This is a genomic window from Janthinobacterium sp. GW460-12-1-14-LB5, from assembly GCF_059423585.1.
Genome location: NZ_JBWKYD010000008.1, coordinates 1 through 12,830, shown reverse-complemented (window position 1 = coordinate 12,830; position 12,830 = coordinate 1). Strand labels below are relative to the sequence as shown.

The window sequence follows — 12,830 nt, the reverse complement described above, 5'->3', positions numbered from 1 at the left end:
CGGCGTGGCGGAGCAGCCACTTCACGCGGGCGCGCCACTTCAGGCATGATGTCGTTTCATCCACACATCCGCCCGGAATCCGCATGGAACACCACAGCTTTCTCATCAACATACTGTTTTACCTGGTGGCGGCCATCATCATGGTGCCGCTGGCCAAACGCCTGGGCATGGGCGCCGTGCTCGGCTACCTGGTGGCCGGCGTCGTCATCGGACCGTGGGGCCTGGGCCTGATCAAGAATGTCGAGGTGATCCTCAGCTTTTCCGAATTCGGCGTGGTGCTGCTGCTGTTTTTGATCGGCCTGGAGCTCGAGCCCAAGCGTCTGTGGCTGCTGCGCCGTCCGATTTTCGGCTGGGGCGGGGCGCAGGTGGGCGTCGTCAGCGCGGGACTGTGCGCCGTGGCCATGGCCTTCGGCGTGGACTGGCGCACGGCGCTGGTCGGTGCGCTGGGGCTGTCGCTGTCGTCGACGGCCATCGTGCTGGCCACCCTGGGCGAACGCAAATTAATGAGCACGCCGGCCGGTTCCGCCGGTTTTTCCATCTTGCTGTTCCAGGATATCGCCGCCATTCCCATGATCGCGCTGGTGCCGCTGCTCGGTGGCCTCGTCACCCATAGCGGCGAACCGGGCTGGCTGCGCGTGGCCAAGCTGGCCGCCGTGCTGGCCGCCCTGGTGATCGGCGGGCGTTTTCTGGTCAACCCTATCCTGCGCTTCATCGCCAAGACGGACTTGCGCGAAATCTTCACGGCGTTTGCCCTGCTGCTGGTGATCGCCATCTGCGTGCTGATGGAATCGGTGGGCCTGTCGATGGCGCTGGGTACCTTCATGGCGGGCGTGCTGCTGGCCGACTCTGAATACCGCCATGAGCTCATTTCCGACCTGGAACCGTTCAAGGGTTTGCTGCTGGGCCTGTTCTTCATCGCCGTCGGCATGTCCGTCGATTTCGGCGTGCTGCGCGCCCAGCCGCTGCTGATCCTGGCCCTGGTGGCGGGCCTGCTGGTGGTCAAGATCGCCTTGCTGTACCTGCTGTCGAAGTTTGTCGACATTCCCCGCGGCCAGCAGCTGTTTTTTGCGCTGCTGCTGTCGCAGGGCGGCGAATTCGCTTTCGTCGTGTTTGCCGCCGCCGAGGCTGCGCATGTGTTTGCGCCGCAGACGGCAGCGCTGCTGGTCGTGGTGGTGACCCTGTCGATGGTGGCCACGCCCTTGCTGCTGCTGGCGCACGACAAATTCGTCGCGCCGCGCCTGCAGGGCGACAAGAAGCGCCGTCCCGACGACCATATCGAGGCGCAGGACAATCCCATCGTCATCGCCGGCTTCGGCCGTTTCGGCCAGATCATCGGCCGCCTGCTGGCGGCCAACAAGATCGGCGTGACGGTGCTCGATCACGACCCGGACCAGATCGAGCTGCTGCGCAAGTTCGGTTTTAAAGTGTTTTATGGCGACGCCACGCGCGTCGATTTGCTGGTGGCGGCCGGCATCGAGAAGGCGAAGGCCCTGGTGATCGCCATCGACAATGTGGACGACAGCCTGGCCCTGGTCGACGCCGTGCGCCTGCGCCTGCCCGAACTGACGATACTGGCGCGCGCGCGCAACGTCACGCATTACTATGAATTGATGAAGCGCGGCGTGACCCTGATCGAGCGCGAGACGTTTGCCGCGGCCTTGCTGCTGGGCGAGCAGACCTTGCAGCAGGTGGGCTTCAGCGCGGAGCGGGCGCAGCGCGCGGCCGGAATCTTCGGCCGGCATAACCTGAAAACTTTGCTGGAAGTGGCGCCGCACTTCCAGGACCAGCAAAAAGTCATGTCCCTCACGCGCCAGGCGCGCGAGGAACTGGAAGACATGTTCGAGAGCGATGCGGCGGCGTTTGCGGCAGCAGAGACGGAAAAGCCGGCATCGGACACTCTGGCCTGACGCCGGCCTGCGCAGGCGCTTATTTCCCCCGTCGGCTCTCAATCGCCTCGATCTGGTCCATGATGCCGTTCATGCGCGCCGCCAGCGCCTGGTACGGTTTCGGCGAGGCCAGGTCGACGCCGGCCGTCTTCACCAGATCGTAAGGGTAGGCCGAGCCGCCTGCGCTGAGCATCTTCAGGTAGGCGGCCAGGGCGCCCGGTTCCTTGTCGAGGATGCGCTGCGCGAAATCCTGCGCCGCCGCGATTGAGGTGGCGTACTGGAACACATAGAAGCCGTGATAGAAATGCGGCACATACGCCCATTCCAGCGCGTAGGCGGGATCGATGCTCATGACGCCCTGCGCTTCGCCGTGGTAGCGCTTGAGGATGCCGGCATAGATGGCCGTGATCTCTTCGCCCGTCAGCGATTCTCCTTTATCCACTTTGCCGTGGATGGCCGCTTCGAATTCGGCGAACATGGCCTGGCGGAAGAAGGTGCCGCGCAGGTTTTCCAGCGCCGCGCCCAGGTACAGCAGGCGCTCGTCGTCATCTTTGGCCTGCTTCAGGCGCGCGTCGAGCAGCAGCGCCTCGTTCGTCGTCGAGGCGATTTCCGCCACAAAAATACTGTACGGCGCATAGATCGACGGCTGCGCCTTGTTGGCCAGCACCGAGTGCATGGCGTGGCCCCATTCGTGCGTCAGCGTGCTGACGGCTTCGTAGTTGTCCGTGTAGTTGAGCAGCACGAACGGGTGCACGTCGTACGCGTCGCCATTCATGTAGGCGCCCGCCACCTTGCGCGGGCGCGGGTACACATCCATCCAGCGCGCCTCCACGGCGGCGCCCAGCGCTTTCACATACTCGGGGCCCAGCGGCACGACGGAATCGAGCATCATCTGCTTGCCGTCGGCCAGTGGGAAGCTGCGTTCGCTTTTCAGCAGCGGTGGGTAGATGTCGTAGTACGCCAGGTCCTTGATGCCCAGCATGCGCGCGCGCAGCTTGAAGTAGCGGTGCAGGGTGGGCAGGTTGGCGTTGGTTTGCGCGATCAGGGTCTGGTAGACGGCGGGCGGCAGATTGTCGGCGTCGAGCGCGGCGCTTTGCGAATCGGGGTAATGGCGCACCTTCGCATACGCGGCATCCGTTTTGAGCTGGCCGTACAGGGTTTCGCCGAACGTGCGTTCGTACTCTTTCCACTTGCCGAAGAAGGCGTCGAACACCCGCTTGCGGTCGGCGCGGTTGTCGTCGCCCCGGTATTTCGTGTAGGCCGCCTGGTCGAGGCGCACTTCCTTGCCATCCGATAGTTTGATGGTTGGCCACGGGATTTCCGCATTGGCCAGGGTGCGGTAGACGCTGGCGGCCGAGCTTGTTGCCAGGCCGAACTGCGCCACCAGCTGTTCGCCGGCCGCGTCGAGCGTGTGCGGCGCGCTGCGCAGCATGTTACTCAATTGAAAGCGGTACAACTGTAGCCCCTTGTCTTGCGCCAGCATGGCATCGATGCGCCTGGCGCCCAGGGCGAGAATTTCCGGCTGCAGGAAGGTGCTTGCCTGGCTGAACTCGTTGCCCAGCAGGGCGGCGCGCTGGTTCAGCTGGTTGCCCTTGCTGTCGCCCGTATCCTGGTCGTAGTACTGTGCCGCATAGGTGGTGAGCGTGTTGACGCGCTTGCGCGCCTCGGCGTACAGGTCCAGGCAGCTTTTCAGGCGGGCCGGCGAGGTTTTCAACTGCCCCTTGCAGGCGCCCAGTTGCTGCAACTGGGCTGACAGCTTTTTCGCGTCGGCGTCGAACGCGGCATCGTTCTGATACAGCGCCGTCAAATCCCAGCGGTCGGCCTGGCGGTCGGCGGGTGCGGGAGCGGCGAAGGCGGTGGCAAGGCTGAGGGCCAGCAGGGAGAACAGCAGGGGGCGCTTGAGCGCGGATGGCGTCATGGTTCATTCCAGTGAGGTTGTCGGAAGAATGCGTGCTGACCGCCGGGCAGGATTGCGCGCGTGACACATCGCGTACCGGCAGAGCTGACTACGGTACATCAAATGGAGGCAGGGGGAAAGAGGGCGGATGCCGCCACCTGGGCGGTGGCGGCGAAAACAACACGGGCTTGCAACAGCGGATTACAGCGCTTGCAGCGCGATCGTGCCGAACGTGGTCGGCGTCGAGCATGGCTCTTCGTCGAAGGCGATGTCGCCCATGGGGTTGGCCACGCCGTCCGCCTTCAAATCCTTGAAGCCGAACAGTTTCGGGTCCATCAAATGCGATGGCGCCACGTTCGACAGGGCCGAGAAGATGCTTTCCACGCGACCGGGGAACTTCTTGTCCCATTCGCGCATCAAGCCCTTGATCTGCTTGCGCTGCAGGTTTTCCTGCGAACCGCACAGGTCGCACGGGATGATGGGGAAGCCCTTGACTTCCGCATAGCGCTGCGTGTCTTCTTCCTTCACGTACGCCATCGGGCGGATGACGATGTGCTTGCCGTCGTCCGATTGCAGCTTGGCCGGCATGCCTTTCAGTTTGCCGCCGAAGAACATATTCAGGAAGAATGTTTCCAAAATATCATCGCGGTGGTGGCCGAGGGCGATCTTGTTGGCGCCCAGCTCGTCTGCCACGCGGTACAGGATGCCGCGGCGCAGGCGCGAGCACAGCGAGCAAGTCGTCTTGCCTTCCGGGATCAGGCGCTTGACGATGCTGTAGGTATCCTGGTTTTCGATGTGGAAGGCCACGCCCAGTTCCGTCAGGTAGGCGGGCAGGATTTCCGGCGGGAAGTTCGGCTGCTTCTGGTCCAGGTTGACGGCGACGATATCAAAATGAATCGGCGCGCGTTCGCGCAAGGTCATCAAAATGTCCAGCAGCGCGTAGCTGTCCTTGCCGCCCGACAGGCAGACCATCACCTTGTCGCCGTCTTCGATCATATTGAAGTCGCCGATGGCTTGCCCCACCAGGCGGCACAGGCGCTTGTGCAGCTTGTTGTTTTCCAGGGCGATCTTTTCCGCCTTCTTGCGTGCCAGTTTCTGCGCTTCCGCGTTGGCCGGGAATTCCACGGCCGTCGTCGTCGTTTCCAGCACGGCGGTGTTGCTCATGTTGTTCATACTTCATCCTTGATCTTGAATACTTCCACGCCCACGCCTTCGCAGTCGGGGTACACGTCCGGTTTCATCGACGAAACGCGCGCGGCGCGCACGCGCGGGTGGGCCAGCATGGCAGCGAGCACATCGTCGACCAGGCTTTCCTGCAGCTGCACATGACCTTGGGCCATGCGTTTGGCGATGGTTTCACGCATGAAGTCGTAGTCGACCACTTCTTCCAGCTGGTCATCCTTGGGCGTCGACAGGGCCAGGGGAATGTACAGGTCGACGTTGATGAGGACGCGCTGCTCGCCCTTTTTCTCGAAGTCGTAGACGCCGATGTTGATGAGGACTTCGTAATTGCGCAGGAACAGCCGGCGGCAGTCAAGCAGGCGAGGGTGGGACAGGGCGGACGACATAGTTTTACCTTTTAGGGAATGCTGGAATGCTGGTTGTTTGGCAGGGCTGCTGATTATTTGGTCAAAAACATGACGTCGCGCGGCAAACCGATCAAATGCTGGCCGCCATCGACCAGTAGGGTCGTGCCCGTCAGCGCGCGCGCGCCGGCCACGTAACAGACGCTGTCGGCCACATCCTCAGGCGTGCTGGAGCGTCCCAGCGGCGTGTTTTCATGCGCCTTGGCAAAGTTCGCTGCCGTCTGCTCGCCGGAGACCATGGTGATGCCAGGGGCAATGCCGACCACGCGCACTTTCGGCGCCAGCGCCTGGGCCAGCATGGTGGTCGCCGACAGCAGCGCCGCCTTGGACAGGGTGTACGACAAAAAATCAGGATTGAGATTGTACAGTTTTTGGTCCAGCAAGTTGATGACCACGGCTTGCCCGCCGCTTGGGGTGGCCTGGTACAGCGCTTGCGCCAGCAGGATGGGGGCGGCCAGGTTGGCGTGCATGTGGGCGTCCAGGGCGGCGACGGAAAAATCGCCCGCATTGTCGTATTCAAACAACGATGCGTTGTTGACCACGCAAGTGACGGGCCCCAGCGCCGCTTGTGCCTGCGGCAACAGTTGGCGCACGGCGTCTTCCTGCGCCAGGTCGCAGGCGAATGCTTGCGCGCGGCGGCCCAGCGCCGTGATGTCCACCACCAGGCTGTGCGCTTCCTCGCGCGAGTCGCGGTAATGGACGGCGATATCCCAGCCGTCGCGTGCCAGGCCCAGCGCGATGGCGCGGCCGATGCGGCGCGCGGCGCCCGTGACGAGGGCGACGCGGGGAGTGCTGTCGAAGGGCGTTGTCGTTGCTTCTGTCATGTCTTTGCTATGGTTGAGATATTCGGTGGACGCCGCACTGGCGGCATGCGCCGCCGATTCGCTACAATGCGGATATGTCTCTTCCCGCACCCGATAGCGACGCGCTGGCCGCGTCCCATGCCTTGCAGCACCAGATTGCCGCCGAAATCGCGCGCAATGACGGCGCCATTCCCTTTGTCCGCTTCATGGAGCTGGCGCTGTATGCGCCTGACCTCGGCTATTACAGCGGCGGCGCCGCCAAGCTGGGCAAAGATGGCGATTTTACAACCGCGCCGGAGATATCTCCCCTGTTCGGCGCCACCCTGGCCCATGTGGCAGCCGCTATTATGGCGCAAACGGCCCCGCGCATCCTCGAATTCGGCGCCGGCACGGGCAAGCTGGCCGTTGACATCCTGACGGAAGCGGCGAATGCCGGCATTCACGTGGAACAGTATGCGATCGTCGAATTGTCCGGCGAATTGCGCGCGCGCCAGGAGCTGGCGCTGGCCGCCTTCCCGCAAGTGGTGTGGCTCGACGGTTTCCCCGACAGTTTTGACGGCGCCGTGTTCGGCAATGAAGTGCTGGACGCCATGCCCGTCAACCTGATCAGCAAGACGCCCGCCGGCTGGTGCGAACTCGACGTCAGCATCGCCGACGGCCAGTTCATCTTTGTCGAACGCCCGGCCAGTGCCGACGTGGCCGCGCAGATCGCCGCCCAGGTGCCGGATGCCGATGCCTTGCCCGTCGGCTACGTCAGCGAAATCCACGGCGTCGCCTGCGGCTTCATGCGTTCGCTGGCGCGCATGCTGACCGCTGGCCAGGGCGGCGCGGCCGTGCTGTTCGACTATGGCTTCCCTGCGCACGAGTATTACCTGGATTTGCGCGCCACGGGCACCCTGATGTGCCATTACCGCCATCATGCCCACGCGGAACCGTTTTATCTGCCCGGCTTGCAGGACATCACGGCCCACGTCGATTTCACGGCCATGGCGGTGGCGGCGCAGGATGCGGGCCTTGATGTGCTCGCGTATATGAACCAGGCGTCCTTCCTGCTGGGCGCCGGGCTTGGCGACTTGCTGCTGCGCACCGATCCGCAGCAGGTCAAGACCTATTTGCCGCAAGCCAGCGCCGTGCAAAAGCTGGTCTCGCCGGCCGAGATGGGGGAATTGTTCAAGGTGCTGGTGGTGGGGCACCGCGTGGAGTTGCCGGAAGCGCTGTTGTCCAGCGACCGCAGTCACCGCCTGTAAGCGCCTGCAATATCAAGGCAGGGCAGTGCCGCCCTGCAATTTCCTGTCTGCCGGTGGTTATTATCTTGTCATATCGTATATGATGACCGACACAGCACGGTTCCATCCTGCAAGAACCCGTCGCCGCGCACCGATTTCAAGATAGAACGATGGGAAAGATACATACACACTATGACAACCTGAAGGTGGCGCGCCTGGCGCCGCAGGAAGTCATACGTGCCGCGTACAAAGCCCTCAGCCAGAAATACCATCCCGACAAGAATCCCGGCGACGAAAAGGCCGCCCGCATCATGGCCATCCTCAACAGCGCCTATGGCACCTTGTCCGATCCACAACGCCGCAAGGAACACGACGAGTGGATCGCCGCCGAGGAGTGGGAAATCGAATGGCTGGAAAGCACCCACCAGGAAGAAGGCAAGAGCCGCGATGGCCGCGCGAAAGGCCATGCCCAGCCGCATGAGCAGGCCTGGGCGCAGGATGTGCCGCCGACGAAGGGCAAGCCGCGGCGCGGCCAGCAGCCCGTCTGGCGCAACTGGCGCTGGTGGCTGAGTCTGTTTGTCTGCCTGCTGCTGGGCTGGCTGGGCGCCTTGCTGATGCTCGATACGTCTCAGCCCGTGCCTGCCGCGCTGGCGTCGGCCTGGAGCGGCCTGGCCCGCGATGGCGCCAAGCCCCATGCGGAAGCGGCCACGCCAGCGGCCAGTGCCGCGTCGTCGTCGAAAGGCGAGGTCGTGGCAGTCGATAGCTGGGCGGTGGGCAAGCCGTATGCGCCCGAGCCTCAGCAAGCGAAGACGCCCGAGATCCGCGTGCTGGCCCTGTCCCAGCTGAGCCTGAAAGCCATCCAGCCTCCCTGCGATGGCGCAAGCAAGGCTGAGTCTGCATCGCTGGTGGCGCCGAATGGCGAACCCTGGCCGGCGCATTCCGGCTATGTCGATGGATTCCCGATCGGTAACAAGGGCGAGGAACTGGCCGTGAGCATCGATAACGGCGGCAATGCGGCGCCCGTGTTCGTCAAGCTGTATGACATGGAGCGGCGCTCGAACGTGCGCTACCTGTATATCCTCGCGTACGACAAGCTGCTGGTGGAGCAGCTCAGCGCGGGCAAGTATGAAGTGCGCTACCAGGCCGTCGGGCCTGGCCAGGACAATTGTGGCGGCACGACGCGCGGCGGTGCGTCGGCAACAGCGCCGGCGCCGGCCGCCGGCGAAGGCGGTACGCAGAATCCTGTTGTAAGCAGCATCTAATCTGATTATGCTTGATATGCGTCAACGCAGCGTCCACATCGACCTTATCCCTTAGGAGTACTCATGACCGACCTCAAAGCCGATGCAGATGATAACTGGCTGCTCGACGAGGATGAGCCGGTGGCCAGTCCTGCCGGGCTGGCCGCGCCCGAGCAGCGCCTGTGGCGTGTCCTGATCGTCGATGACGACGTCGATGTGCATGCGGTCACGCGGCTGGCGCTGCGCAATGTCAGTTTCAAGGGGCGCGAACTGGAACTGTTTTCCGCCTACAGCGGCCGCGAAGCATATGACATCCTGCGCGACACGCCCGATATCGCGCTGGTGCTGCTCGACGTGGTGATGGAAACGGATGACGCGGGCCTGATCCTGGCCAAGCGCATCCGCGCCGACCTGAACAACTCCATCGTGCGCGTCGTACTGCGCACGGGCCAGCCGGGCCAGGCGCCCGAGCAGCGCGTCATCATCGAATACGACATCAACGATTACAAGGCCAAGACGGAACTGACGACGCAAAAATTGTTTACCACCGTCATCTCGGCCCTGCGCGCCTACGAGAGCCTGATGATGCTCGAGCGTAGCCGCATCGGCCTGGGCAAGATCCTGGCCGGCGCCACCAATCTGTACCAGATTCATTCGCTGCGCGAATTCGCTTCCGGCGTGCTGAACCAGGTCAGCGCCATTCTCGATGTAGGCGCCGACGGCGTGCTGTGCCTGATGCAGGGCGGCGCCGGGCGGCCCGAAGTGGTGGCTGCCACGGGTACGTATGCCGTGCTGGCCGAGGCCGAAGCCATGCCGGCCGACCACGCGCTCACGCCCACGATCGACAAGGCGTTCGCGGAAAAGCGCAGCCAGTTCGAGCATCCGGCCAATGTGCTGTTCATCCATACGGAAGGCAACCGCGAGCTGGCTATCTCCGTCACGCCGCCGTGGCCGCTGGCGCAGATCCAGCGCGATTTGCTGGAAGTGTTTTGCCAGCGCATCGCCGCCGCCTTCGACAATCTGTACATGTTCGGCCAGCTGCGCAAGGCGCAGGAAGCGACCGTGGTGGCGCTGGCCGACCTGGCCGAGTTCCGCGACAGCGACACGGGCGGCCACGTGCGGCGCGTGCAGCTCTTGTCCGACGCCATCGCCCGCCGCATGCAGCAGCGCGGCGTGTACCCGGACGAGCTGACGCCGCAACTGCTCGACATGATCGGCCTGGCCAGCATCCTGCACGACGTGGGCAAGGTGGCCACGCCGGACGCCGTGCTGTTGAAGCCGGGCAAGCATACGGATGAGGAGCGGGCGCAGATGCAGCAGCATGCCGGCGTCGGGCGCACCATCCTCGAGCGGGCCGCCAACATGGTCGACGGCGTCAGCTACCTGACGTATGGCGCGCAGATCGCCGGCGGCCACCACGAGCATTTCGACGGCGCCGGTTATCCGAACGGCCTGAAAGGCCGCGATATACCGATCTCTGCGCGCATCGTTGCCGTGGTCGACGTGTTCGACGCCTTGCTGCACGAGCGGCCGTACAAGGAACCGTGGCCGTATCCGCAGGTGCGCGAATACATCGAGCAGCGCAGCGGCAGCCAGTTCGATCCGGAAGTGGTGACGGCGTTGCTGGACCTGATCGACCATGAGCCGCAACTGTGGCATCCGGAGCGCGCCACCGCGTGAGCTGCCGCTTCGTTGGCATTTTTCGGCGCGGCCCCATTCCCTTGCGCGCTGCGCCGTCATATACTCGGCTGCCTCATGCTGGCCGGCGCCACGCACCAGTGTGGCGCGCCGCGGAGTTTTCGGACATCACGACATGAAAGAACTCAAGGGACTCAGCGCACTGATCATCGAGCCGCATCCGGGCATGCGCGCCAGCCTGCACAATATGCTCAACCTGTGCGGCCTGGCGAAGATCGATGACGCAGCCAGTTCGGGCCAGGCGATCCGCATGCTGGGCAGCAAATCGTATGACCTGATCCTGTGCGAATACGACCTCGACGGCGGGCAGGATGGCCAGCAGATGCTGGAAGACTTGCGCCACCACAAATTGATGCACGCATCGACCATGTTCTTCATGGTCACGGGCGAAGGCAGCTTCGCCAAGGTGGTCAGCGCCGTCGAGCTGTTGCCCACCGATTACATCCTCAAGCCTTTCACCGCTGACAACATGCTCGAACGCATCGGCCGCGCGCTGGACAAGCGCAATGCCTTCGTGCCCGTGTATGAACTGATCGACGTGGGCAATGAGCGCGCGGCGATTGCCGCCTGCGCCGAGGGCGCCAGCCTGTATCCCCGTTATGCCACGGATTTCCTGCGCCTGCGCGCGGAACTGCATCTGCTGCTGGGCGAGGCGGCCGACGCCGAGCCGATCTATGCCGCCCTGTATGAGGCCAAGTCGATTGGCTGGGCGCGCCTGGGGCAGGCGAAGACGCAATTCCTGCTGGGTGAATACGCGGCGGCGCAGGGCACGCTGGAGGGGCTGCTGGAAAACAACAAGCGTTTTCTCGACGCGTATGACTGGCTGGCGCGCACGCATCTGGCGCAAGGCAAGCCGCAACTGGCGCAAGCGGCCCTGAGCGAGGCGGTGGCCCTGTCGCCGCACGCCGTGCGCCGCTTGCGCCGCCTGGGCGAGGCGGCCCTGGCGGCCGATGATATCGACATGGCGGAAAAATCCCTCAAATTGGTGGTCAGCAAGGCCAAATATTCGGAATTCCGCGATCCGGAAGACCATGTGCGCCTGGTGCAGACCCTTGTGCGCAAAGGCGACCCGTTGCAGGCGGGCGCCGTGATCCGCGACCTCGACAAGTCGATGGGCGGGCAAAAGAATGCGGAACTGTGCAGCGCCCTGTGCAGCGCCATGCTGCATGCGCATACGGGCAACGCCGAGCGTCTGCAGCAATCGCTGGACGCTGCCCTGGCCGCCAACCGCCACAGCGTGGGCGGCTCGAATACGCTGAAAACCGAACTGGCGCGCCACTGCCTGGCGCATGGGCGCGAGGATGGCGCCGCCGAGGTGATGCGCGAAGTCATGCGCAATGCGCCCGACAGCGCCGCCATGACGCGTGCCATGGCCGTGTTCGAGCAGGCGGGGCGCGACGAGCTGGCCAAGGCGCTGGCGCGGCAAAGCCGCCAGGAAGTGGCCGACATGGTGGCGGCCGGTGCGGCGAAGGCGGGCGAGGGCGATTTCCGCGGCGCTGTCGATCTGATGGGCGAGGCCGTCACGCGCCTGCCCGACAATCCGCAAGTGGTCTTCAATGCGGCCGTGGCCGTGCTGAAATGCCTGGAGCACGAAGGCTGGGATGAGCGCATGGGGCAGCAGGCGCTGACGTTTATCGCCGGCGTGCGCCGCCTGGACCCGCGCAACCCGAAATTGCCCGTGCTGTCGGGTCTGCATCAGCAGTTGTTGCGTAAATATAAGCCCTTGGGCAACTCCTGGATGCATCCGCCGGATTCAAGGTGAAAGGGAAAATGCGGGGCAAATGACGGAAAAATGCGGCTTGGCGGTAGGGGTGATAAAAAAAATGCGAAAAAAGTCGACTTTTTCGCGCCAACCCTTGCACTTTCTCAAATCGGGAGCTTATAATCACGCCCCGAAGCAGCCAACTTCTTCTTTATACGCAAATGCAGCAGTCAGGCATCAGTAAATAAGGTTGACAGTTGTGAGTAGATGCTTCATACTCTGCGGTTCCCGCGGAGGGGTGGCCGAGTGGTTAAAGGCGACAGACTGTAAATCTGTTCTCTATGAGTACGCTGGTTCGAATCCAGCCCCCTCCACCAAGTTTTTGCAAGGAAAACTGGGTAGTAGCAAGTAAGTGAAGATAAAGTGAACGATACCTCGCGGGTGTAGCTCAATGGTAGAGCAGAAGCCTTCCAAGCTTACGACGAGGGTTCGATTCCCTTCACCCGCTCCAGTTTCCGTTCAGATGCTTGATGCATCGCATGCAACAAATTACAGCCCTTGTAGCTCAGTGGTAGAGCACTCCCTTGGTAAGGGAGAGGCCACGTGTTCGATCCACGTCAAGGGCACCAGAATTCGCAGCAGGCAGCACAGAAGCAATTCAAACCAGACCGTCGGGCGTGTGCCTGAGCAATCTAATCAAATCATTAGGAGTTCAAAATGGCAAAAGGTAAATTCGAACGGACCAAGCCGCACGTCAACGTCGGCACCATCGGCCACGTCGACCACGGTAA

9 protein-coding genes, 3 tRNA genes and 1 pseudogene are annotated in these 12,830 nt (G+C 63.2%); 9 read left to right on the top strand and 4 right to left on the bottom strand.

Annotation, left to right across the window (positions count from 1 at the left end; all coding sequences use genetic code 11):
• The first annotated feature begins 83 nt into the window (after window positions 1-83).
• Window positions 84-1,907: a glutathione-regulated potassium-efflux system protein KefC gene (gene kefC, locus AC07X6_RS09805; protein ID WP_494790835.1), complete on the top strand. Its 1,824-nt coding sequence runs from the start codon at window positions 84-86 to the stop codon at window positions 1,905-1,907.
• 19 nt (window positions 1,908-1,926) lie between these two features.
• Here the strand turns inward: kefC and pepF are convergent, their stop codons facing one another.
• The 4 genes from pepF to AC07X6_RS09785 all read right to left on the bottom strand — a co-directional run bounded on the left by pepF (window position 1,927) and on the right by AC07X6_RS09785 (window position 6,193).
• Window positions 1,927-3,804 (bottom strand): oligoendopeptidase F, encoded by a 1,878-nt coding sequence (gene pepF / locus AC07X6_RS09800; protein WP_494790834.1) that lies wholly within the window; start codon window positions 3,802-3,804, stop codon window positions 1,927-1,929.
• Between the two features lie 180 nt (window positions 3,805-3,984).
• Window positions 3,985-4,956 (bottom strand): tRNA 2-thiocytidine(32) synthetase TtcA, encoded by a 972-nt coding sequence (gene ttcA, locus AC07X6_RS09795; protein WP_494790833.1) that lies wholly within the window; start codon window positions 4,954-4,956, stop codon window positions 3,985-3,987.
• Window positions 4,953-5,351 (bottom strand): dihydroneopterin aldolase, encoded by a 399-nt coding sequence (locus AC07X6_RS09790; protein WP_230540306.1) that lies wholly within the window; start codon window positions 5,349-5,351, stop codon window positions 4,953-4,955. Before AC07X6_RS09790 ends, ttcA begins: the two co-directional genes overlap by 4 nt.
• 53 nt (window positions 5,352-5,404) lie before the next feature.
• Window positions 5,405-6,193 (bottom strand): SDR family oxidoreductase, encoded by a 789-nt coding sequence (locus tag AC07X6_RS09785; RefSeq protein ID WP_494790832.1) that lies wholly within the window; start codon window positions 6,191-6,193, stop codon window positions 5,405-5,407.
• A 74-nt stretch (window positions 6,194-6,267) separates the two neighbouring features.
• On the opposite strand from AC07X6_RS09785, the gene AC07X6_RS09780 reads away from it, so the two are divergent.
• The 8 genes and pseudogenes from AC07X6_RS09780 to AC07X6_RS09745 all read left to right on the top strand — a co-directional run.
• Window positions 6,268-7,419 carry a class I SAM-dependent methyltransferase gene (locus tag AC07X6_RS09780; protein WP_494790831.1) on the top strand — a complete coding sequence of 384 codons (1,152 nt, stop codon included), beginning with the start codon at window positions 6,268-6,270 and terminating at the stop codon, window positions 7,417-7,419.
• Window positions 7,420-7,568: 149 nt separating this feature from the next.
• Entirely contained in the window at window positions 7,569-8,660 is a 1,092-nt protein-coding gene (locus tag AC07X6_RS09775) for a J domain-containing protein (RefSeq protein WP_494790830.1), read from the top strand.
• 63 nt (window positions 8,661-8,723) lie between these two features.
• Window positions 8,724-10,319, top strand: a complete 1,596-nt coding sequence (locus tag AC07X6_RS09770) for a DUF3369 domain-containing protein (RefSeq protein WP_494790829.1) — start codon at window positions 8,724-8,726, stop codon at window positions 10,317-10,319.
• 133 nt (window positions 10,320-10,452) lie between these two features.
• Window positions 10,453-12,099 (top strand): response regulator, encoded by a 1,647-nt coding sequence (locus AC07X6_RS09765; RefSeq protein ID WP_494790828.1) that lies wholly within the window; start codon window positions 10,453-10,455, stop codon window positions 12,097-12,099.
• 232 nt (window positions 12,100-12,331) lie between these two features.
• Window positions 12,332-12,416 (top strand) — tRNA-Tyr (locus tag AC07X6_RS09760).
• 60 nt (window positions 12,417-12,476) lie between these two features.
• A tRNA-Gly gene (locus AC07X6_RS09755) sits at window positions 12,477-12,550 on the top strand.
• Between the two features lie 43 nt (window positions 12,551-12,593).
• A tRNA-Thr gene (locus tag AC07X6_RS09750) sits at window positions 12,594-12,668 on the top strand.
• An 88-nt stretch (window positions 12,669-12,756) separates the two neighbouring features.
• A pseudogene (locus tag AC07X6_RS09745) lies at window positions 12,757-12,830 on the top strand (GTP-binding protein); the annotation flags it as partial.

What these genes read in the sequence shown, in the direction of transcription:
- kefC (WP_494790835.1), top strand. Translation starts at nt 84, where the DNA reads ATGGAACACCACAGCTTTCTCATCAACATACTGTTTTACCTGGTGGCG.
- AC07X6_RS09790 (WP_230540306.1), bottom strand. Translation starts at nt 5,351, where the DNA reads ATGTCGTCCGCCCTGTCCCACCCTCGCCTGCTTGACTGCCGCCGGCTG.
- AC07X6_RS09770 (WP_494790829.1), top strand. Translation starts at nt 8,724, where the DNA reads ATGACCGACCTCAAAGCCGATGCAGATGATAACTGGCTGCTCGACGAG.
- pepF (WP_494790834.1), bottom strand. Translation starts at nt 3,804, where the DNA reads ATGACGCCATCCGCGCTCAAGCGCCCCCTGCTGTTCTCCCTGCTGGCC.
- AC07X6_RS09765 (WP_494790828.1), top strand. Translation starts at nt 10,453, where the DNA reads ATGAAAGAACTCAAGGGACTCAGCGCACTGATCATCGAGCCGCATCCG.
- AC07X6_RS09780 (WP_494790831.1), top strand. Translation starts at nt 6,268, where the DNA reads ATGTCTCTTCCCGCACCCGATAGCGACGCGCTGGCCGCGTCCCATGCC.
- AC07X6_RS09775 (WP_494790830.1), top strand. Translation starts at nt 7,569, where the DNA reads ATGGGAAAGATACATACACACTATGACAACCTGAAGGTGGCGCGCCTG.
- ttcA (WP_494790833.1), bottom strand. Translation starts at nt 4,956, where the DNA reads ATGAACAACATGAGCAACACCGCCGTGCTGGAAACGACGACGACGGCC.
- AC07X6_RS09785 (WP_494790832.1), bottom strand. Translation starts at nt 6,193, where the DNA reads ATGACAGAAGCAACGACAACGCCCTTCGACAGCACTCCCCGCGTCGCC.